General features: G+C 72.0%; 15 protein-coding genes. 5 read left to right on the top strand and 10 right to left on the bottom strand.

The window, feature by feature from the left end; all coding sequences use genetic code 11:
• Nucleotides 1-710 precede the first annotated feature (710 nt).
• From NH342_RS02010 to NH342_RS02000, 3 genes are read left to right on the top strand one after another with little or no spacing between them, the layout of a single operon-like run.
• Nucleotides 711-1988, top strand: coding sequence for a hypothetical protein (locus tag NH342_RS02010; RefSeq protein WP_253010734.1), 1278 nt, complete (start codon nt 711-713; stop codon nt 1986-1988).
• Nucleotides 1988-3472 (top strand): type IV secretory system conjugative DNA transfer family protein, encoded by a 1485-nt coding sequence (locus NH342_RS02005; RefSeq protein WP_253010732.1) that lies wholly within the window; start codon nt 1988-1990, stop codon nt 3470-3472. The genes NH342_RS02010 and NH342_RS02005 overlap by 1 nt, the downstream gene beginning before the upstream one ends.
• A complete protein-coding gene (locus tag NH342_RS02000) occupies nt 3472-3951 on the top strand; it encodes a hypothetical protein (RefSeq protein ID WP_253010730.1) in 480 nt (159 codons plus the stop codon). The genes NH342_RS02005 and NH342_RS02000 overlap by 1 nt, the downstream gene beginning before the upstream one ends.
• A 34-nt stretch (nt 3952-3985) precedes the next feature.
• Here the strand turns inward: NH342_RS02000 and mobF are convergent, their stop codons facing one another.
• A complete protein-coding gene (gene mobF / locus NH342_RS01995) occupies nt 3986-9106 on the bottom strand; it encodes a MobF family relaxase (protein ID WP_305884817.1) in 5121 nt (1706 codons plus the stop codon).
• Nucleotides 9107-9148: 42 nt separating this feature from the next.
• On the opposite strand from mobF, the gene NH342_RS01985 reads away from it, so the two are divergent.
• The gene (locus NH342_RS01985) at nt 9149-9811 is read left to right on the top strand and encodes an HU family DNA-binding protein (protein WP_253010728.1); all 663 of its coding nucleotides are present in this window, start codon (nt 9149-9151) and stop codon (nt 9809-9811) included.
• Between the two features lie 222 nt (nt 9812-10033).
• Here the strand turns inward: NH342_RS01985 and NH342_RS01980 are convergent, their stop codons facing one another.
• The 5 genes from NH342_RS01980 to NH342_RS01960 form a co-directional block, all read right to left on the bottom strand.
• Nucleotides 10034-10438, bottom strand: a complete 405-nt coding sequence (locus tag NH342_RS01980) for a PaaI family thioesterase (RefSeq protein ID WP_253010726.1) — start codon at nt 10436-10438, stop codon at nt 10034-10036.
• Nucleotides 10438-11532, bottom strand: a complete 1095-nt coding sequence (locus NH342_RS01975; protein ID WP_253010724.1) for an ABC transporter ATP-binding protein — start codon at nt 11530-11532, stop codon at nt 10438-10440. Before NH342_RS01975 ends, NH342_RS01980 begins: the two co-directional genes overlap by 1 nt.
• Nucleotides 11529-12428, bottom strand: coding sequence for an ABC transporter permease subunit (locus NH342_RS01970; protein WP_253010722.1), 900 nt, complete (start codon nt 12426-12428; stop codon nt 11529-11531). The genes NH342_RS01975 and NH342_RS01970 overlap by 4 nt, the downstream gene beginning before the upstream one ends.
• Entirely contained in the window at nt 12425-13258 is an 834-nt protein-coding gene (locus NH342_RS01965; protein ID WP_253010720.1) for an ABC transporter permease subunit, read from the bottom strand. The genes NH342_RS01970 and NH342_RS01965 overlap by 4 nt, the downstream gene beginning before the upstream one ends.
• Before the next feature lie 77 nt (nt 13259-13335).
• Nucleotides 13336-14478, bottom strand: a complete 1143-nt coding sequence (locus NH342_RS01960; protein WP_253010718.1) for an ABC transporter substrate-binding protein — start codon at nt 14476-14478, stop codon at nt 13336-13338.
• A gap of 698 nt (nt 14479-15176) precedes the next feature.
• Here NH342_RS01960 and NH342_RS01955 point away from each other — a divergent pair.
• Complete coding sequence (locus NH342_RS01955) at nt 15177-15767, top strand: TetR family transcriptional regulator (protein ID WP_253010716.1); 591 nt, start codon at nt 15177-15179, stop codon at nt 15765-15767.
• Here NH342_RS01955 and NH342_RS01950 read toward each other — a convergent pair.
• From NH342_RS01950 to NH342_RS01935, 4 genes are all read right to left on the bottom strand, one after another.
• Complete coding sequence (locus NH342_RS01950; protein WP_253010715.1) at nt 15741-18179, bottom strand: cytochrome P450/oxidoreductase; 2439 nt, start codon at nt 18177-18179, stop codon at nt 15741-15743. The genes NH342_RS01955 and NH342_RS01950 overlap by 27 nt on opposite strands.
• 283 nt (nt 18180-18462) lie before the next feature.
• A complete protein-coding gene (locus tag NH342_RS01945) occupies nt 18463-19089 on the bottom strand; it encodes a TetR/AcrR family transcriptional regulator (protein ID WP_253010714.1) in 627 nt (208 codons plus the stop codon).
• Nucleotides 19086-20846: an acyclic terpene utilization AtuA family protein gene (locus tag NH342_RS01940; protein WP_253010713.1), complete on the bottom strand. Its 1761-nt coding sequence runs from the start codon at nt 20844-20846 to the stop codon at nt 19086-19088. The genes NH342_RS01945 and NH342_RS01940 overlap by 4 nt, the downstream gene beginning before the upstream one ends.
• Nucleotides 20843-21628: a TIGR03084 family metal-binding protein gene (locus tag NH342_RS01935; protein ID WP_253010712.1), complete on the bottom strand. Its 786-nt coding sequence runs from the start codon at nt 21626-21628 to the stop codon at nt 20843-20845. Before NH342_RS01935 ends, NH342_RS01940 begins: the two co-directional genes overlap by 4 nt.
• Between the last annotated feature and the right edge of the window lies 1 nt (nt 21629).

Below are 21629 nucleotides of genomic sequence, written 5' to 3'. Positions count from 1 at the left end.
CAGCTCGGCCGTCGTCGGGCTGGTCGGAGGCGCGCCAGCTGCTGGGTACCCGCCAGGGCTGCACGCACGGGTCGCCGGGCCCGTTCCGACGTACCTGCTGGTCGCCCTGAGCGAACTCCTGCTCTGCGTCGGGTGCCTGCTGGGTGCCCGGTTGCTACGCCACCGGCTCGGGCTCGGTGGTCAGAAGACCGGGTTCGCGACCCGAGCGCAGGCCCGACGCGCACTCGGCACTGGTGCACTTCGCGCCGCCCGACCCGTCATCAGGCCGGATCTCACCAGGCGTTGACACCGCAAGTCCCCGTCCACAGGGACGACGGCTGTGTCACCTGTCCACAGCTTCCGAGACCTGCACCCGGCGACGGGGAGAGAGACCGCACGGTCGAGCTCCATCCCCGACCGAGGAGAACCCATGCACCAGAAGGACCGCGCCCACACGGCACCCGAGGCCGTCGTCCTCGCCGCCGCACTGCTCGCCACCGCGGCCCGACACCGGCTGGCGAGTCGATCCATGGCTCTGCACAGCCTGACGGCCTGCATGCGCTCGGCGTGCCTACCGGCCCCGTACCGCCGGTACCGGACCACCCCGGACCTGACGTGCTCATCACCCGGGCGCTGCGCGCCCTGGGAGAGTTGGACTTCGAGGACTTCGCCAAGCCAGCGGTGGTCGAGGCTGCCCGGCATGCCCGCCGAGCCTTGATCGCGGTGCGCTGATGGCCACCTCACTCGGCCAGCTGCTCGACCATCTGGTGGACGTCGCCCAGCGGTCTGGTCGCACGCCCTCGGCGCAGGCCGACGCAGCCACCGGGCTCGGCCACGTGGGCCGAGCCCTGGAGCACCTGAGGCAGGACGGCCTGGCGTCGGAGTCCGGGCACCGCAGGGAGCGTGACGTCGCTGCGCTGGCCACCGGGTGCAGCGAGCTGGCGCGGCACGCACCCGTCGGGGAAGGCCGGATGGCCGAGCTGTCCGCCGCGGCTGCCGACAGCCTGGCCGTGCTGCACGCGCACAGCACGGTGTCCTCCCGGTGGGCGGTCGCGGTCGGTCTGGCCGATGCGGCCCACTCGCTGGCCGCCGTCCTCGTCGGACCGGAGGGGGAAGCGTCGCAGTGGGTGCACCAGACCCTGCGGTGGTCGCTCGTCGTCCAGCAGGACGCGGCGCTGGAGCCCCCCGCCGTCAGCGACGCCGCACTCCTCGACCGGCCCCTGCCGAGTCCGGCGAACGCCTTGGTCGGCACCTCGGTCGCCGAGGTGCCGGACGCCGTCGCCGTGATCCTCCAGGCGACGGGGGCCACCGCTCCGCTGCCCACCGTCGCCGAGGTCTTGGCGTACTGCGTGTCGGCCGAGACGATCACATCGCTCGCGCAGCGACTGGACACCTCCTCCACCCGCGGCTCCGGCCATCTGGCCGCGCCCGCGTGGCGAGCCGTCCAGGACGTCCTTCGGCCCTACGACGACGGAAGCAGGCGACCGCATCCGGACGCACCACCGTCGGTTCTCGCAGCGGGTGCTGTCCACCGGGCTCTCACCTCCGTGCCGCCGGAGCAGCTGCTTGCCCGGCCGGCTGCACGAGAGGCAGTGGCGGCAGCTGCCCAGCACATGCCCACGCTCGCCGTCCAGCTGCTCTACCGCACCGTCCGCTCCTGGGCCGACCACGGCAGCCTGGTCGCCTTCGCCCGCGACCTCCCCCCTCGAGAGGAGCGGGCGGCCGCCTACCTCCGGGGCTACCAGCCCGGCGGCATGGTGCGGGCGAACGCCGCGGATCTCCAACCCGTCGTCGGAGCGCTGCACAACGCGCGCCTGCTGTCCCTGTCGGTCGCGGTGCGGGTGGACGACACCCACCCGCCGGGTTTCCCTCGCCGCGCATTCGCGGCCAACCAGGAGATGCTCACGAGGCCGGCCGCGGCCGGCGCCCTCGACGCGGCCAGCCGAGAGGCGGCCCGCCAGGTGCTGCTCGGCAGGGCCCGGCAAGCCGGACCGACGAGGTCTCGCTGATGCTCCACCGCCCGACCTGCGACCCGCAGGACGTCGGATGGCGCATCGGACGATCCACCGTCCCGTCCGGGGTGGAACTGTGGTGCCGGTTCGACCGGACCGCCGGCGTCTTCGGTGAGCAGGGCTCCGGCAAGACGCTGGACCTCCTCGCTCCGGCCATGCTCGCCCACCGGGGTGGGGCCCTGGCCACGCTGACGAAGGTCGACGACCTGCTGCTCACCATGGCTCGGCGGCAACGACCTGCGGTGCCCGGTGGGGCCGGTCGGCCGGTCGCCGTCCTGGACCCGTTCGGGTCGGCGCCAGGTGTCCCGGAACTGGTGTGGGACCCGGTCGCAGGGTGCGTCGACCCGCGCACGGCCGAGCGACGCGCAAAGGCCTTCTCCGCCGGCACGGTCAGCGGTGCCGTGTCCGGCGGCAGGCAAGACTCAGCTGCGCGCTTCTACGCAGCGGAGACGGCCAAGGTGCTGCAGGGCTTCCTGCACGCGGCCGCACTCACCGGCCGCACCCTCGACCACGTGCTGGAGTGGGTAGCGAACCCGGTCGCGGCTGAGCAGCCCGCCGAGATCCTGCAGCAGCACCCGCAAGCCGCCCGGTTCTGGGACGGGCTGCTGCTCGGGGCACTGCGGGGCAGCCCCGACACGGTCGGCAACACGGTCACGACGGTGCAGCAAGCCATGGCTCTGTTCTTCCAGCCGGACGTGCGTCGACGCTGCGTCCCGGGGCCGGCCCGACCCGCGACCGACCTCGCCGACCTGGTCCGACGGGACGGCACGATTTACCTCCTCGGACGAGAAGACCCGTACGCCTCCGCAGCGCCACTCATGACGGCCGTCGCCGAGCACGTCCTCGACACAGCGCTGGAGCTCGCGACCAGGTCCCCGCACGGCCGCATCACGCCGTCCTTCCTCGCCTGCCTGGACGAGCTGCCCTCGACGGCACCGCTGCCGACCCTGCGCGTACGGATGGCCAACGAGCGCGCCCTCGGCCTCTCCTTCATCTACGCCACCCAGACGTGGAAGCAGATGGTGGTCGCCTACGGCGAGGACGAGGCCCGGTCACTGTTCGGCCTGACGAACAACCTGATCGTCTTCGGCGGCGGCAAGGACGTGACCTTCTACCGGGAGCTGTCAGAGCTGCTCGACGACGTGCGGGTCAGCCGGAGGACGATCACCGACGGGCCCGGGGGAGTGGGGTCGTCGCGGTCGGGCGAGGACGTCCGTGTGCTCCGGCCGGGGGACTTCCGCACCGTGCCCGAGCGCCACGCGGTCGTGATCGCAGGAACCACCGCTCCGATCATCGCGCGTCTGGAGCGCTGCCTGGACGGCGCGGACGGACGGCGGCTCGCCGAGGAGCTGGCTGCGGCCCGGCAGCAGGTCGACCGCGCCAGGCGTCAGGAAGCGGACGGCGGCGGACGGACGGCTGCGGCGCTCGCGTACTCCCGGGCGCACTGGATGACCCCCCTCGATCCACCCACGACCAGCTGATGGTGGTGCTGCCCTTCCCGCCACCACCCCTCGGCGTCCTCGCTGCGCTGGACCTGCTGCAGGGGATGGAGGGCCGGGAGGGGAAGGCGTTCCCGGCCTCGGCGGTCGCTGAGATGGAGCGGCCTTGGGAGCCGGCGTCCTGCACGGCGGAGCTCGCAGCGGAGATCTGGGCGTGGTGCGAGGACGTAGTGCTGTGGATCAACCACGAGTTCGCTTGGCGGCCGGCGCAGTTGGTGCCGTCGTGCTGGAGGGACCACCCCCACATCGCCCGCGAGCTCCCGGTGCTGGCCGTCCTGCGGTGGCGGGCTGAGGCCTCTGCGTCGCCTCAACCGACCGAGGAGTGGAACCGGTACGCCTTCCCGACCTTCAGCGATCGGATGTTGGATCGCCTGGGGGAGACCACGTGCAGGTCTGGACGGCACCAGGATTGGCCGGCCCGGAGCCGGTACGCCAGCACCGTTAGTGGCGCGGCGGTCTGACCTCCGCGCGGTCGTGCTGGTGGGACTTCAGCGGTCATCGCCCCCGAGCGGGGGAAGGTAGGCGCGGGTGCGCGGCCGCCTGGCCGACAGGGGCGGGCTGTCGATGTGTCGACTTGTGGATCGGCACGGCAGCGTGGGTTCCGCCGGCCTCGCGCGAAGCGTTGCGGGCCGCCGCTCCACCGGCCGGCCGCCGCACCTCCGCCGCGTCGAGGACCTCGGTCAGCGCGATGTCTGGGGCGATGCCTGTTCCGGCGACCACCTGGGTGAGCAGGGCCGGCCACTGATCGACGGGCACCGCGGCGATGATCCGAGCTGCCCGCCGTGTTGCGTCCACCTGGCCCTCGACAGTGTTCAGCTGGTCACTGCAATCGGCGATGGCACTGCGGACGAGCATGTCGGCGAGACCCGACGGCGATTCAAGGGCGGTCAGCAGTACGCCGCGCCCTGCGTCGTGCAGCAGCCCGGCTGGGTCCTCGCCGTCGGGTACGTGCAGGGACCTGGTCTCGCACCCTTCGCTCAGGCGCCAGAAGATGGCTTCCGCAGACCGGCGACCAGCGTGGTCGGCGTCCATGCCAACGATGATCCGGGGGCGCTCGTCGGGCGCGGCGGTGCGCAGGCGGTCAGCCTGACGGTCGGTGAAGGCGGTGCCCAGTGGGGCCACGCCGACGAACCGGCCGTCTCCGGTCATTGTGACCGCGAGGGCGTCGATGGGTCCTTCGACCAAGACCGGGGTTGACCCCTGGGTGATCGATGGCTGGTTGTCGGTGAGGCCGAACAGGTGCTCGCCTTTGGTGAATGCCGCGGTCTCGGGGGTGTTCAGGTACTTGGGGACCCCTGGGTGGGGCGTGTGGTCGGCGACGGGGTGGCAGCGGCCGATCCAGCCGACGATGTCGTCCTGGTCGCGGATGGCGAACACGACCCGGTCTCGGAAGCGGTCGATGAGCCGCCCGGTGGACGCGCGTGACGCCAACCCCGCTGCGATCAATTCGTCGTCGGTGGCGCCGCTGCTGCGGAGATGGTCGACCAGGGTGGTCCAGCCCTTCGGGGCGAAGCCGATGAGGTGGGGCGTGGTCTGCGTGGGGTCCGCACCCAGTCGATCGACGAGGTAGGCCTGAGCCCATGAGCCGTCGTAGCTGCGGGTGTAGAGCTCAGCCGCGAGCCGGTTCAGCTCCAGCACGCGGTTACGTGTCAGCTCCCCGGGCTGCGCCTCGGGTTCCGTCGAGGAGGTGGCGTCGTATGGGCTAGCAGCCCGATCCTCGGCTGGGTCCGGGTACACGGCGCGGGGGAGTTGAGCATGTGTGGGGAGGTGTTCGAGCAGTCGCCACCAGAGGGCTGCGGCGGGCAACTCATCCGGCAGTGGTGCCCTCGTTGCCGCGTCGACAAGGTGGTGGCCGGTGGGGTCGTCGAGGCGCTGGTCGGTGAGGCGGTCCAGGAGCACGGGCCAGAACGCGTCCTCGCTCATGTGCAGGGCCGCGCCGCGGAGACGGTCCGCCCACCGGAGGATGTCAGCCGTCGTTCCGGCGAGGTGGGCGCGGACCCGTTCGTCTAGCTCTCGTTGGACTGAAGCCTCGGCCGCGGTGAACGCGGGGTCTCCTGTGGGGCGCGGGTCGGAGGGTTCGACGCCGGCGGCGGCTCGCCAGACGGCGAGCTCGCGCACGAGGTCGGCGTCATCGAGGTACGGGCGTGCCCACGGCGGTGCGCTGGCGGCCGTCCAACCTGCAGTGGAGTTCGCGACCTGCGACGCCCGGTCGCGGACGCGGAATGCCTGGCTGGTGAGGTAGTCGCCCCACCGCGGCTCGCTCTCCAGCGTCTCGGGGATCGAGCGCAGCCAGAGGAGGGGGCCTCTCGACCCCTCGCTCTGCCCCGTGGTGATGCGCCAGTCCAGGACGGCCGCGGGATCGCGTGCGTCGTCGAGGGCCCGGTCGTTGTCGGTGGCGTGCTGGAGGTCGGCGGCGGGGTCGTGCCCGGCGGCTGCGCGGAGCGCGAGGGTGGCGCGGAGTGTGGGGTAGGCGGGTTGGTCGGTCAGTCCGGGGTGGGTGGCTTCGGCGGCGTCGTCGATGGCGGTCATGGCTTCGGTGCCGAGCAGGTCTTCTGCGGCGGTGGCCAGGGCGTGGACGTAGCGGTCGACCTCGCCGGCCAGCTGCAGCGCCGGGTCGGCGGCCTGGGCGGCGGTGGTGGTGGCCGACCGGGGTGCGGTGTCCCGGTCGAGGATGCGGGCGAGGATGTCGATGGCGGTCGGGGGGAGGACTCCCTCGCGGGTGATGGCGCTGTGGGTGTCGCCGTCGCCGGTGACGGTGACGAAGGCGTGGTTGGTGTGCCGGCCGCGGGTGAGGGCGACGTAGAGCTGCTGGCGGGACTCGGTGCCGGCAATGACGGTGTAGCTGGTGTCGGCGGTGACGCCTTGGGCGCCGTGCACGGTGCTGGCGTAGCCGAGGGTGACGTGGGCGGCGACGTAGTCGGTGGGCAGGGTGACCAGGGCCGCGGTCTGGGTGTGGACGACGTCGAGGGCGCCGGAGGGGCGGACGGCGGCGATTGTCCACCGGTCGCCGTTGGTGACCCAGCCTGAGGTGCCGTTGGCCAGGGTGCGGTCGTTGCGTCGGGTGATGACGACGTCCCCCGCGGATCCCGCGGTGCCGTCGGCGAAGGCGACCTCGCGGCCATGCCGGCCTTCTCCAGCGAGGCGTTCGGCTCGGGCGCGTTCGTTGAGCTGGCGGACCAGGTCGCGGGTGGGGGCGAGCATGAGCGCGTCCTGACCGGCGGCCCGGTCGCTGGCCCAGGCCTGGAAGGTCTGGTCCAGGCAGGTGCCGAGGTCGCCGACGTGAAGTCGGCCGCGGTCGGCGTAGTAGGCCAGCGCTGCCGGGTCGCCGTCGCGCAGGGCCAGGGAGACCGTGCCCTCGACGGTGTTGGGGGCGCCGGTGTCGGCGTGGGTGAACCGGACGACCTCGGTGAGGTGGACGGCGCCGTAGGTGCGGGCCAGGTCGGTGAGCAGGCCGCCGGCGCCGATGGCGCCCAGCTGCTGGTCGTCCCCGACCAGCCGCACCGATCCGCCCGCGGCCACGACGGCATCGACGACAGTGGCCAGGTCGCCGGTGGCCGCGGCGCCCGCTTCGTCGACGATGATCAGCGAGTCCGGCCCCAGGGATTCAAGCCAGTCGGGGGTGTCCGCGCCGGTGCGGAGGGAGTGCACGAACTTGGCGACGGTGTCGGTGGTGTCGGCGAGCTGGTGACGCAGAACGGCGCTTGCTGCGGCAGAGGGAGCCAGCCCGATGACGCTGCCGCCGCCGGCTCGCCAGGCTGCGGCCAGGACGCCGAGCGCGGTGGTCTTGCCGGTACCGGCGGGAGCTAGGGCTGCCTGGACCCGGGCGCCGGAGGTCGCCAGTTGCCGTACGAAGTCGGTCTGCCCGGTGTTCAGCGGCAGGTCTGCGTTCTCCAGGGCCACGTGCAGTGGGTGCGTCGGTGTGACGTGTCCGTCGAATCGTCCGGCGGCGTCGATGATCAGCCGTTCGGCGTTCAGCACAGTCGCCGAGGTGTGCACGCCGGCGCCGTCGACCTCGAACACCGAGGCGCCGTCGACGCGGCGTAGCGGATCCGGTTCGCCGTCGTCCCGGTCGGGGGTGACGCGCAGGGAGAACGGGGGTGACAGGGCGCGGGTGACGACCCGGTCGACGGTGGTGTCGAGTTCGACGTGGGGGACGCCGGCCTGCCGGGCTCGCCGTTCGGCTTCGGCGCGAAGGTGGGGTTCCTCCCAGGTGGCCCGGGTCAGGGCCACACGGTCGACCGTGGCACGGGCGACCTCGTGCACCCACTGGTCGGTGATGGCCGGTGGGGCCGATCGGTGCGCGGGGTGCAGGGCGCCGTCCACGTACCGGGTGAGCCCATCGGCGTCTCCGAGGACGACCAGGGCTTCGGCGCGCCAGGTAGCGCGCTGCTCGGCGTGGGATCGGGGTTCGTGCTTGTCGTCCCGGGTCTCCAAGTTGGCCTGCTGAGCGAGTTGGATGGCTTCCCGCGTAGTCGGTGGCCGGCCGTGGTCGGTTTGGAACTGGGCGGTGAGGACGGCGCGGCGGGTGTCGACGGCGGCGCGGCGGGAGGACCAGAGGCGGGGGAGGGGACCGTCAATCCCGACGATCTCCCGGATCGGACGCTTGCTGGGGTCTCCGTCGCGGCGTTCGGCGAAGCGCACCCCGAGGCGTTCGGTGAGCAGGGCCTCGATGCGGGTGTTGTAGCGCTCGGAGGCGGCAACGGTGTTCTTGTAGATCGGCCGGCCGTCCAGGGCCAGCCAGCGCCCGCCGACCAGGGTCTGGACCTTGTTGCTGATGGCGACATGGGTGTGCAGGTCCGGGTCGCCGGCGCGGGAGTCGCGGTGGGTGAAGGCTGCGGCGAGCAGTCCGTGGACGTCGACCTGGGCGATGCCGTGCCGGCCGGTGCGGGTGTAGGTGGCGTGCTCCTCCAGCCAGCCGATGACGTCGCGGACGGCGTCGTCGTGGGCCTGCTCGATGACCGCGGCGATCTCGGGTGGGGCGATGGCCCACAGCGTCGAGACGCTCTTGACCGGGCTGAACGTCAGGTCGTAGCCGGCGACCGCGGTGGTCGACTGGCGGGAGATCCGCGCCAGGTGCCCGGACAGCTCCCGGGGGTTCAGCGGCGCCCGGCCGTAGGTCTCGGAGAACATCTCCGTGGCGATTGACGTCCGAATCCGGGCCCGGTCGTCCGCCGGAATGGGTGTGCCACGGGCCTCGCCGTGGGCGGCGTTGTGCTCGCGGTAGGCGACCGAGCACCGCTGCCGGAACTCACCGGCCGCGGCGTAGACCCGGTACGGGGCGCCGAGCCGGGTCGCCCGCTCGACCTCTACCGCAGTCGCTCCCGCGGTGGTCAACGCAGCGGCAATGCGGTCGCGGTCGGGGTGACACCCCTCCCCGAACAATGCCCGCATCTGCGCCTCGGTGACCTGCGGACCAAGACCCTCCTCGGCGAGGGCCTCGATGCCGCGGCCCAGCCACCGGCCCGGACACTCTCCCTTGGCCGTGTAGTACGCAGACAGACCGCCGACGCCTGGGCCGTCGGCGTCCTGCGCGGCCACTTGCTTGCTGAGGTAGGTGTACCCATCCCCGGTGGTGAGCTTGTGCACCGTCATCACGAACACCGCAGGGCTCGTCAAGGGTCCGTGGGTGTCACCCGGCGTGCAGGAGGTGTGTCGGCCGTGTTCTGCAAGGCTTTGACGGGACATGCGGCCGAGCGGATCTCACCGCCGATCGCCGAGTCGCGGTGGCCGCAGTTTGGGTGGACGCTGTCCGTTCTCGCCGGGGCCAGCTCGGCATCCGGCGGCAGAGGGAAGAGCGCGTTGAACAAGACCGACCTGGTCAGCAAGCTGACCGAGCGTCTCGGCGGAGATCGTGCGACGGCCGTCGCTGCGGTGAACGGCGTCCTGGAAGAGATCGGGAACAGCGTGGCCCGCGGTGAGCGGGTCGCGTTGACCGGCTTCGGCACCTTCGACCGCCGCGAGCGCGCGGCCCGAACGGCACGGAACCCTCGTACCGGTGAGTCGGTCGACGTGAGAGCAACGACGGTCCCGGTGTTCCGGGCCGGGACGGCGTTCCGAGCTCTGCTGACCGAGGCCGACAACGCATCGAGTTCGCTGCGCTCGACATCGGTCGACGAGGACGAGCAGCAGGCGGCAGGCACGGAGACGGTCCCGGCCTCCATCGAACCCGACAAGGCCGACCCCGGTGCGGACGCCAAGAACGCCGTGCAGAAGGCCCGCGGCAAGACTGGCGAGAAGAAGAAGTCGAAGAACGCTGACGGGGCCCAGGCCGACGGGAAGGGCAGCAAGAAGTCGGGCAAGAAAGCGAAGAACAGCAAGTAGGACTTCGGACGGCCGCGCCGTCCTCGTCGATCGTCGGCAGCTGGCCGTCCGCGGCTCCGGAGCTCGCATCCTCCGGCTGCGCGTCGGTGTCCCCTCGACCGGGGTGGTGGACCCGGGCCGCTCCTCGAACCATGCCGTCGTCATGACCCTGGTCTGCCCGCTGGCGGGCGGGGCGTACCTGTCGGCAGACGAACACCCGGCGTTGCTACCCCGTCCGCCGGCTCAGCCCCAGGGCACGACTGTCTTGGTGATCTGGGCGCGGGCGACGACGACGTCGTCGACCTGGGCGACCGCGGTGACGAAGGCGCTCCGGCGGCCTCGGCGGTCGAGCTGACCGGTGGCGCGCACCTGGCTGCCCGCCGGGGCGGGGCCGATCAGCTGCAGCGCGACCGCGTGGGAGACGGCGTGCTCGTCGTCGGCGAGGGCCGGTGCCAGGGCGAGGTAGCCGGCCAGTTCCAGCACCGCGGACAGCGCCGAGGCGTGCGCGCCGCCGGCCCCGTTGGCCGACAGCGACCCGACCGGCAGCCACACCCCGGCCGAGGGCCGGGCGGGGTCGAGCAGCTGCACCCCCAGTGCCGCGACGAGCGGGACCGACAGCGCCAGCTGGACCCGCTGCTCGGCCTCCATCACGCCTCCGCGGCGGGCACGAGCAGCACCGGCCGGGCAGTCGGGGTGACCTGCACGGCGGTGCCCGGCACCAGCTCCGTGGACTCGGTGCTGACCACGTCGGCGGCGACCTCGGTGCCGTCGGGCAGGACGGCGGTGACCCGGGTGGTGCCGCCGGAGAACGTGCGGGTGACCACCCGGGCCGGTCCGCCGGCGTCGGGGCGCAGCACCACCTGCTCGGGCCGCAGCAACGCGACCACGTGGCCGGCGGGTGCCTGACCGGCCACCGGGCGGCTGGTGCCCAGGAGGTCGACCTGGCCGTCGGGGCGCACCTGCGCCGGGACCGCGCTGGTGGTGCCGACGAAGCGGGCGACGAACCCGGTCGCCGGCCGGGAGTACAGCTCGTCGGGGGAGGCCACCTGCTCCAGCTTCCCGGCCCGCAGCACCGCGACCCGGTCGGCCACCGACAGCGCCTCGGCCTGGTCGTGGGTGACGAAGATCGTCGTCGTCCCCAGCTCGATCTGGATGCGCCGGATCTCGTCGCGCAGCTGCACGCGGACCTGGGCGTCCAGTGCCGACAGCGGTTCGTCCAGCAGCAGCACCTGCGGGGCCACCGCCAGCGCGCGGGCCAGCGCCACGCGCTGCTGCTGGCCGCCGGAGAGCTGGTGCGGGTAGCGGTCGCCGCGGTCGGCGAGGCCGACCAGCTCCAGCAGCTCCGCGGCCCGGGTGCGCCGCTCGGCCCGCCCGCGCCGCCGGACGGCGAGGCCGTAGGCGACGTTGTCCGCGGCGGTCATGTTCGGGAACAGCGAGTAGGCCTGGAACACCATGCCCATGTCCCGCTTGCTCGGCGGGACGGTGGTGACGTCGCGCCCGCCGACGGTGATCGTCCCGGCGTCGGGCAGCTCGAACCCGGCGATCGCCCGCAGCGCCGTCGTCTTCCCGCAGCCCGAGGGCCCGAGGACGGCGAGGAACTCCCCGCCGGCGACGTGCAGGTCCAGGGCGTCCAGCGCGGTGGTCGTGCCGTAGGTGCGGGTCACCCCGGACAGGACGACGTCGGCCGGGGCCCGCTCCTGGAGCTCGGCGACCGCGGCCGGCCGGGCGGGTGCCGTGGTCACGGCGCGGTCCCGGTGCGGCGGCGGTCCAGGGCGGAGATGAGCACGAGCAGCCCCCAGGTGAGCAGCAGGGAGAGCACCGACACCGACACCGACAGCTGCGGTGAGGAGCCGGAGATCTCGACGATCCAGGTCGGGAAGGTGCGGAAGCCCAGCAGCGAGGCGATGGTGAACTCGCCGAGCACCAGGGCCAGGGTGAGGAAGGCGGCGTTGAGCACCGCGGTGCGCAGCGCGGGGACGACGACGGTGAGCAGCACCCGCGGCCACGAGGCGCCCAGGTTGCGGGCGGCCTCGGTCAGCGTGCGCAGGTCGACCGCACGCACCCCGGCGTCCAGGGCGCGGTGCACGAACGGCAGCGCCAGCACGACGTAGACCAGCACCAGGATCCAGGGCAGGTCCGGCTCCTGGAGGGCGAAGAGCGCATCGGCCAGCGGGGTGCCGTAGAAGTAGTCGGGCGCCCAGGACAGCACGCTGCGCACCCCGACGACCAGCGCGATCGGCGGCAGCACCAGTGGCAGCAGGCAGAGGAACTCCACCGTGCGGCGCAGCCGCGGCAGCCGCAGCACCACCAGCACGACCGTGGGCAGCAGCAGGAGCAGCGTCCCCGCCACGGTGAGCGCGCCGAGGGCCAGCGACCGGCCGAAGGTCTCGGCGAACCCGTCGGCCGAGGGGATGCCGGTGTACCAGCGGGCGGTGAGCCCACCGGTGCCGCGGTCCCGGACGGTGAACGCCACCGACGCCGCGATCGGGGCCAGGAAGTACAGCCCGAGCACGGTGAACAGCAAGGCCCGGGCTACCCGGAACCCGGGGCGTCGCGGGGCCCGCCGTCCGGCCGGTGCCGGGTCGGGGTCGACGGCGACGGCCGCCCCGAGCCCGGCCGCGGTGTCGACGGCGGTCACGCCGACCACCGGCTCGCCCGGCGCTGCAGCCAGCCGTAGACCAGCATCACCGCACCCACCAGGACGACCATGCCCAGCGCCAGTGCCTTGCCCTGCGCCTCCGAGCCGACCAGGACGTTGGAGGACAGCGCGTCGGCGATCTGCAGGGTGACCAGCGGGATGCTGCTGCCGACCAGCGCGCGGGCCGTGGCGTAGGCGGCGAACGCCGAGGCGAACAGCAGGACGAACGCCCCCAGCACCGAGGGCAGCAGGACGGGGCCGCCGACGCGGCGCCAGTACTGCCAGCCCGACCCGCCGAGGACGTCGGAGGCCTCCCGCCACTGCGGCCGCAGGCCCTCCAGGGCCGGGGTGATCGTCAGGACCATGAGCGGTACCAGGAAGTAGAGGTAGACCAGCGCCAGGCCGGTGGTGGAGTACAGCGAGGTGCCCACCGTGATGCCGATGTGGGCGAGCAGGGCGGTGAGGATGCCCTGCTGTCCGATCGCGGCGATGAAGGCGAAGGCCAGCGGGATGCCGCCGAAGTTGGCCAGCACCCCCGACGCGGTGAGCAGCAGCCGGCGCAGCAGCCGGCCGCGGCGGACCGACAGCATCGCGACCGCCAGCCCGAGACCGAGCACGGTCGCCAGCGCGGCGGTGATCAGGGACAGCTGCAGGCTGCCGAGGTAGGCGCGGCCGTAGGCGCCCGAGGTGACCGAGGTGATCGCCGAGGTGGACCAGACGTCGTCGTAGGTGACCGGGTCGGTGACCCGGAACGCCTCGACCGCGAGGACGACGACGGGCAGCAGCAGCACCAGCCCGACGAGCAGGAAGAACGGCAGGGTGCCCAGCACCGCGGGCAGGGCCCCCCGACGCCGGGGGCGCCGGGGGACCGCTGCGGTCGTGCGGGGGGTGGTGCCGAGGTCGGTGCTCAGCCGGAGATCTCCGTGTTCCACCGGCTGGCGACGACCTGCTGGGCAGCGGAGTTCTGCTCCTGGGTCGGGAACTCCGCGGTGCCCTCGACGGCGGGCAGCGCGGCGAGGGACTCGGCGTCGGCGGTGCCGGCCTGCTCCATCACCGGCAGCCGGACCGGGCGGGCGCCGCCGGCCAGCCAGATGTTCTGGCCCTCGTCGCTGTAGAGGAACTCCTGCCACAGCCGCGCCGCGGCCGGGTGCGGGGCGAAGGCGCTGATGGCCTGGCTGTAGTAGCCGCCGAACAGGCCGTCGGTGGGCACGTTGACCTCCCACGTGACGCCCTGGTCGGCCAGGTCGGACGTCAGCGCGGCGTTGAGGTAGTCCCAGTCGATGGCCAGCGGGGTCTCCCCGGACTGGATGGTGGCCGGGGTGACCTCGACCGGGTTGAAGTTCCCGGCCTCCTTGACCTGGCGGAAGAAGTCCACGCCCGGGCCGATGTCGTCCAGGCTGCCGCCGTTGGCCAGCGACGCGGCCCACACGCCGCCGAAGGCGGCCGCGGCCTGGGTCGGGTTGCCGTTGAGGGCGACCTGGCCGGCGTACTGCGGGTCGAGCAGCTCCTCGAAGCTGGTCGGGCAGGTGGTCACGACCGAGGCATTGCAGCCGATCGAGACGTAGCCGCCGTAGTCGTTGTACCAGAGGCCGGAGGCCTCCTTCTGGTCGTCGGGGATGTCGTCCCAGGTGGCCACCTGGTAGGGGGCGAGCAGGTCCTGGGCGGCTGCCTGCTGCGCGAAGGAGGTGCCCAGGTCCAGCACGTCGGGACCGCGGTCCTGGCCCCGCTGGCTGGTGACCGCGTTGAGCTCGTCCTGGCTGGAGCCGTCGGGGTTCACCGAGTTGATCTCGATGCCGTACTTCTGCGAGAAGGTGTCGAGCATCTCGCCGTAGTTGGCCCAGTCCGGCGGCAGCGCGATCACGTTCAGCGTGCCCTCGGCCCGCGCGGCCGCCACCAGGGCGTCCATGTCGCCGAAGTCGGCCAGCGAGGTCGCCGACGCGGCGTCGGCGTCCCCGCCGCCACCGCTGCCCGAACTGTCCGAACCGCAGGCCGTCAGCGCCATCGCCGCGGTGAAGAGCACGGCCGCCGGCCGTACCAGGGTGGTCCTCACGTCGTCTTCTCCCGTGCGCACAAGGGGCATCGCCCGGATCCCGCGACCCGGTGCGGTGGGCCCGGCTGAAGTAGGCGGTGCGCGACTGAACCGGCACCCACACCGAGGCGGGCAGCAGGTGAAGAACCGGTGACCGGAGCCCTCCGGGTCGGCCGTCGTCCGGCGTCACCAGATGTTCATCCGGCTCGCGCCGCGCGGGACGTGCAGCAGTCCCGCGGCAGTGTGGCCATCGATCTGTGCGCACCGGCGATGACGCGCCACGTGCGTCCGCTGCGGCGTCCAGCGGGACGGAGGTCCGTCGCGCCCGAACGCCACACCCTGGGAACAGGTACCCCGCCAGACGCGTGACGCGCATCAGGAGGGTGATTCCGACACGTGAAGCCGCCCCCGCCCTACGCGGCCGACCTGGCCCCGCCAGCGGCCTGCCACTCCAGCCGCCGGGCTGCTCAGGGCGAACCATAGATCGGGCTCACCCATGCGCGGGTGCAATCGACTACGGGGGGAGGGAGAAGAACCGATGTGCGCTGGCCTGTTCAACGTCGAGCAGCATCCCGGTGCGGCCGTCGTCGGGTGCGATTCAGTCTGCAGCCGGAGCTCCGGAGCCAGAACAGTACCCCTGCACCCGGTGCGCTCTCCCGGCCTCAGCCCAGCCTGCTGCGTACGGCGGTCGCACGAAAGGGGGGCCTAGGCTCGGAGTTGTGAGTGCGTCCGATTTCAACGCCGAAGTGCGTCTCCTGCGTCTGCATCGGGTGCTCGACGCGTCGGTGGAAATCATCACCGAGCGGGGCTGGGACGGGCTCAGCATGACAGCGGTTGCGCGGCGGGCGGGCGTGACCCGCCAGGGTCTGTACAAGGACGTGGGCGACCGAGCGGCACTCGGGAGGGCCGTCGTGGCCCACGAGGTGGCCCGCTTCCTCGGGTGGGTCCAGGAGGGGTTCGAGGCTCATCCGGGGCGCGTGGAGGACGGCATCTCGGCTGCGGCGCGTATGGTCCTGGAGCGAGGCCGGGACAACGCTTTGGTCCTGTCGATCCTCCGACCAGATCGCGACTCCGGGCTTCTTGCGCTCGTCACCGTGGACCCTGACGTCGTGCTTGGACACGCGATCGGCTTGATCCAGTCGATGGTGGGGGGTGCAGTGCCCGACGCCCTCATCGACTCTGTGGTGCGGTTGACGGTGAGCCATTTGCTGCAGCCCACCGTCGGCGTCGATGAAGCCGTCGACCGCATCTCGATGGTGGGCCGGGTCTTCGGGCGGGCGGCGCTACAGGTCGAGCACGAGCGTCGGTGAGAGCGACCTTGAGACGCAGGTCATGAGTGTGGCCCCGCGCTCCCTCTCCCGGCGGGACAGCACGGAGTCCCGGTGGTCGGGTACACCCAGCAGGACGTCGGCTTCGCAGGTCCCGCAGACGCCTTCCATGCAAGATCCGATCACGTCCACGCCGGCCGCGCCGACCGCGTCGAAAATTGTGGTGCCGTCGGGGACTGTGACGGTGACCCCCGATCGGGCGCACTCGACTGCGAAAGTGCCCAGCGCGGCCTCCGGAACTGCAATCTCCGCAGCAGCGAACCGTTCGGTGTGCAGGCTCCCGTCAGGCCACGCCGTGCACGCTTGTTCGACTGCGTCGAGCAGGGAGCCCGGACCGCAGCAGTAGATGGAGGCACCAGGTTCTGGATCACCGACGAACGCGCCCAGGTCAGGCCGATGCCCGTGCTCATCCGTGGCCCAGCAGGTGATCCGGTCGTTACTGTCGAGCTGGTCCAGGAAGGCCATCGAACCCCGCGAGCGTCCGACGTAGAGGAGGTTCCACTCCATCCCTGCGGCTTGAGCGGCCGCCACCATGGACCGGATAGGGGTGATTCCGATGCCGCCGGCGATGAAGAGGTAGCGCGATGCGGGGACGAGCGGGAATCGGTTCGTTGGACCTGTGACTTGGAGCGAGGTCCCCGCGCCGAGTTCGTCGTGGACGTGGATCGAGCCGCCGCGACCGTCGGGTTCACGCAGGACAGCGACCGACCACGACGACGTGTTGGCAGGATTTCCGCAGAGGGAGTAGTGCCGGCTCAGACCGGGGCGGAGGAACAGCTCGACGTGCGATCCGGGCGTCCAGGCAGGTAGGGGGTCTCCTGACGGGTCGACCAGGGTGAGCTCGACGACGTCGCGGGCGATGGTGCGCCGGTGTAACACCTGCAGCTCGCGGCGGTCGCCTTCGGCGTGACCGGGCCGGTCCGGAGAGGCCGGGCTTGAGTGTCGCGGTGTGCGCGATGGGTGCTGGGGGTCTGCTGCTTGTCCCACACGGTAAGGGCCCGGAGAGGGACGTCGTTCGCCCTTGCGCGTGAGCACCACCGACATGGAGCTGTACCCGCGCACGAAGTTCGATTGCACGCGCGCCGGCTCGGCCAGCACCTCGATGTCATCGAACCGGGCGAGCAACTCCTCCCAGAGGATCCGCAGTTGCATCTCGGCCAATCGACTGCCCATGCACCGATGTGTTCCGATGCCGAAGGCCAGGTGGCGACGGGCATTTGGTCGGTCGATGACGAAGGCGTCCGGGTCCTCGAAGATTCGCTCGTCCCGGTTGGCTGAGGCATACCACATGACGACCTTGTCGCCTTTGCGGATGAACTGGCCACCGACGACGGTGTCGCGTGTCGCGACGCGCCTCATGTAGGCCAGGGGTGTCTGCCACCGCAGTATCTCGTGGACGAGCTTCGTGACCAGGTGGGGGTCGGCACGAAGCCGGTCGAACTGCTCGGGAAACTGGTTGAGGGCCAACACCCCCCCGGTCATCGAGTTCCGCGTCGTGTCGTTGCCCCCCACGACGAGCAGGACCAGGTTGCCCAGGAACTCCATCGGCCGGTTGATCAGGTCCTTCGTGTCCTCGGAAAGCTGCATGAGCGTGATTAGGTCATAGCCGGGCGACTCGCCGGCCTGCAGACGAGCGGCCTTGGCGTGCCAGAGCGCGCTGAAGGCGCGGGCCATCTCGGCGGCCCCTCGGTAGATCTCGTTCGTGTTGTTCGAGCCGCCGGTGGCCGATGCGCTGGTGGCCACAAGGTCCGTCCACTCCACCAGCTTGCGTCGTTCGGCGTAGGGGAAGTCGAGCAGAGTGGCCAGCATCCGCGAGGTCAGCTCGACGCTGACCCGGTCGACCCAGTCGAATGGCTGTCCCACAGGTAGGCTATCGAGGACCTCCTGGACGCGCCCGCGAATCAGACCTTCCATCTCCTCCAGGTTCTCCGGTGCGACGACGCCCTGCACGGCGGCGCGTTGCTGGTCATGGCGCGGCGGGTCCATGGCGATGAACATCTCGATGTCCAGACCGCTGGGTGGCGCTCCGAGGATGATCTGCGGCTCAGCTGAGAACGTCGCGTAGTCCTTGTCGACCGCCACGACGTCGTCGTAGCGGGTCACCGACCAGAAGGGGCCGAAGGCGCTGGTGGAGTTGAAGTGAACCGGCGCCTCGTCGCGAAGACGGCGGAAGTAGCCGTGCCACTGCCCTTGCCGCCACAAGAACGGGTTGCTGACGTCGATCTCGGTCAGCCCGAGCTCCGAGACATCCGGGATGACGGACTCGGAGAACCGGGGCTGGTCATCCTGAGTGAACAGCTTCCTGGCCCTGTCGAGGACATGGAGGGCCTGGACCTGCCGACCCATCGGGACGGTGGACTGGGCTTTCATGACGAACCTGTCGAGGAACCGCATGACTGTCGCCCTCCCTATGGACGTCGGGTGACAGAAGTACATCATGTGTAGGCGCTGTTGACAAATGATCTACATCTGTCTCGGATGGGGCCAGTTGGTTGCTGAAGCCTTCCCAGCCGGAGCGACGGTGGGAGGCTCGTTCGTGCACTCGATGGATTGCACGATGGTCGGCGGTAGTGGTGTCGTGTTCTCGCGAGGTCGAGGAGGAGATCCGCACCACCTGTGCAGCCTTCCTTGTCCTGCGGCACCGCCAGGATCCGAATCATCACCCGCAGACTGGCGGTCAGGTCAGGGCTGAAGTCTCGTTGTTCGCCGTCGATGGGTCGTCGGCGAACAGACACGCCAACGCAACTGATTCCAGGAGCTCGTGCATTTGATGGCGCGGGAGGCCGCTGCGGTGCGCGGCGACCGACTGGATGGACCCGAATGCGCTGTGGACGAGGGTACGGGCGACTCCGTCGTCGAGCTGCGGGCGCAGCTCGAGCAGGACGTGCATCCACTCCTCGAGGTACCGACGCTGGCGACGGCGTAGTCGACGTTGATCGTTCTCGGGAAGGTTGTGTGCCTCTCGCAGGTACAACCGGAGGAGGGCTCGGTCATCGATCGCGAATGCCACCTGAGCGCCGACCAGATCTCGCAGTACGAGGTCCACAGGGTTCTGGGAGGTCGCAGCCAGATCGGCTGAGAGCTGCAGGCGGTCCATGACGTCGTCAAGCAGGGCGACGAGGACGGCGGCCTTGCTGTCGAAGTGCCGGTAGACCCCGGAGCCCACGATGCCCGCGGCGCCGCCGATGTCGGCCATGGAGACGCCGTGGTAACCGCGTTCGGCGAGCAGGTCGGCCGCGGCGCGCAGGATGCGGTCGCGCCGGTCGGGGTCGCGGGTGCGGACCGCTCTAGTACCAGTCGTCATGACTGGAGCAGTCTGACCGGGACCTCGACCATCCGGGACCGCAGATACTCCCCAAGCCCCTTGGCCTGCGGGTCGGGCCGGGTCGCCGAGGCGACGCCCTCGCCGAGCAGGCCCACGACCACCAGGTTCAGCGCCCGCAGGTGCGGCAGCTCGTACCGCCGGACGGCGAGCCCGGCGGCCTCGGGCAGCAGCTCGCGGAACCGCTCCGTGGTCAGCGTGGCGCGCAGCCAGGCCCAGCCTGCGTCGTCGCGGGCCCAGAGGCCGACGTTGGCGTTGCCGCCCTTGTCCCCCGACCGCGCGCCGACCACCCGTCCCAGTGGGACCCGCCGGGTCGGCTCGTCGGCCGGCTGCGCGTCGCCGTCGCCGGGTTCGACGACGGGCAGCGGACCGGTCGGTGGGTCCGCGATGACCCGCGACGTCCCGTCGGGCAGGACGACGACGTGCTCGACGGCGTCGCGTGGCACCAGGGCCGGCCAGTACACGCCGTAGGCGCTCTCGGCCGACGGCGGCGTGGTGGTGTGGAAGCCGGCGTAGCCGCCCAGGGCCAGCTGCATCGTGGCGTCGGAGAACCGGCGGCCGACCTTCTTCCGGTCGGGGTCCTTCACGGTGATTCGCAGGTGGGCGGTGGCGTGCGCGTTCAGCGCGGCGTCCGGGCTGTCGAAGCGCAGCAGCTGCACGTCGGTCTCGGCGAACGAGTCGCGCCCGCCGAGGATGTCGAACAGCTCGTCGACGGCCCAGGCCGCCTTCTCCTCGATGTCGAGGCCGGTGAGCACCAGGGTCATCGTGTTGCGGTAGCCGCCGAGGTGGTTGAGCGCGACCTTCAACCGGTCCGGGGGTGCCGACCCCCGGGTGCCCGAGATCAGCACCCGGTCGGGGGCCTGCTGGGTGACCTGGCAGCTGGCGAAGTCGGCGACCACGTCGGGGTTGGCGTACGCCGGGGAGTCGATCTCGTAGAGCAGCTGGGCGGTGACGGTGCCGACCGAGACGAGGCCGCCGGTGCCCTCGTGCTTGGTGATCACGCTGGAGCCGTCCGCGGCGACCTCGGCGATCGGGAAGCCGGGGTAGCGGCGGTCGACCACCTCGTCGAGGAAGGCGTAGTTGCCCCCGCACGCCTGCGGGCCGCACTCGATGACGTGCCCGGCGACGACGGCACCGGCCAGGGCGTCCCAGTCGTCGCGGGCCCAGCCGTGCCACCAGGCCGCCGGCCCGACCACGAGCGCCGCGTCGGTGACCCGGCCGGTGACCACGACGTCGGCCCCGGCGTCCAGCGCCTCGGCGATGCCCCAGCCCCCGAGGTAGGCGTTGGCCGAGACGGGCTCGACGCCGGCGTCGGCCAGCCGCTGCCCGGTGTCGAGGTGGGCGAGGTCGACGCCGTCGGCGAGCAGCTGGGGCACCCGGGGCAGCAGGTCGTCACCGTGCACGGCGGCCACCTCCGGGTGCAGGCCGAGCCGCTCGGCCAGCGCACCGATCTGCCCGGCCAGACCGGTCGGGTTCAGCCCGCCGGCGTTGCTGACGATCCGGATGCCCCGGTCCAGGCAGGTGCCGAGCACCTGTTCGAGCTGGATGAGGAAGGTGCGGGCGAACCCGGCGCCGGGGTCCTTCTGGCGGGCCTTCCAGAGGATGAGCATGGTGAGCTCGGCCAGGTAGTCGCCGGTGAGGACATCGATCGGCCCGCCCTCGACCATCTCGAGGGCGGCGGCCAGCCGGTCGCCGTAGAAGCCGGAGCAGTTGGCGATGCGCACGGGGTCCCGTGTCATGCGGGGGTCCTCCCGGGGCCGGGCGGGCCGGCGAAGGCCTGCGCGACGTCGAGCCAGTGGTCGGCGACCGGGCCGGTGGCGTGCAGCGCGAGGTCGGCGCGGTGCCGGCGCTGGGTGACCAGCAGGCAGAAGTCCAGCGCCGGCCCGGTGACCCGGTCGACGGCGTCCGCGGGGCCCCAGGTCCAGACCTCCCCGTCCGGGGCGGTGAGCTCCACGCGCACCGGCTCGGCCGGGAGCTCCTCGCCGCGCACCCGGTGGCTCCAGCCCCGGGTGGCGACGCCGAGGTGGGCGATGTTGCGCAGCCGGGCGGTGGGCTCGCGGGTGGCGCCGACGGCGTCGACGACGTCCTGGCCGTGCGCCCAGGTCTCCATGAGCCGGGCGGTGACCGAGGACGCCGCGCTCATCGGCGGGCCGTACCAGGGCAGCGGGGTCGAGGGGTCCAGGCCGCCGAACACCTGCAGGTACTCCGCGCGGGCGCCGCGCAGCCAGGCCAGCAGGTCGGCCGGCGTCCGGCCGCGGTTGGCCTGCGTGACCACCTCGGTGAAGTCGTCGCCGTGCGCGGTGAGCGCGTCGGCCTCGGCCCGGAACCGGTCGGGGTCGACGGCCGCGGTGGTGGCGGTCTCGTCGAAGTGGGCCAGGTGCACCACCTGGTCGGCGACGCTCCACCCCGGCGACGGCGTGGGCGTCGCCCAGGCGGCGTCGGGCAGCTCGGCGAGCACCCGGTCCAGGTCAGCGGACTCCGCGGCCAGGTCGGCGACCAGCGCGGCCATGTCGACGGCCACC

This window comes from Klenkia sp. PcliD-1-E, assembly GCF_024124375.1.
Lineage (GTDB): Bacteria > Actinomycetota > Actinomycetes > Mycobacteriales > Geodermatophilaceae > Klenkia.
This window is presented reverse-complemented; position numbering and strand designations above follow the sequence as displayed.

What these genes read in the sequence shown, in the direction of transcription:
- NH342_RS02010 (WP_253010734.1), top strand. Translation starts at nt 711, where the DNA reads ATGGCCACCTCACTCGGCCAGCTGCTCGACCATCTGGTGGACGTCGCC.
- NH342_RS02005 (WP_253010732.1), top strand. Translation starts at nt 1,988, where the DNA reads ATGCTCCACCGCCCGACCTGCGACCCGCAGGACGTCGGATGGCGCATC.
- NH342_RS02000 (WP_253010730.1), top strand. Translation starts at nt 3,472, where the DNA reads ATGGTGGTGCTGCCCTTCCCGCCACCACCCCTCGGCGTCCTCGCTGCG.
- NH342_RS01980 (WP_253010726.1), bottom strand. Translation starts at nt 10,438, where the DNA reads ATGGAGGCCGAGCAGCGGGTCCAGCTGGCGCTGTCGGTCCCGCTCGTC.
- NH342_RS01950 (WP_253010715.1), bottom strand. Translation starts at nt 18,179, where the DNA reads ATGCGGTTCCTCGACAGGTTCGTCATGAAAGCCCAGTCCACCGTCCCG.
- NH342_RS01945 (WP_253010714.1), bottom strand. Translation starts at nt 19,089, where the DNA reads ATGACGACTGGTACTAGAGCGGTCCGCACCCGCGACCCCGACCGGCGC.
- NH342_RS01940 (WP_253010713.1), bottom strand. Translation starts at nt 20,846, where the DNA reads ATGACACGGGACCCCGTGCGCATCGCCAACTGCTCCGGCTTCTACGGC.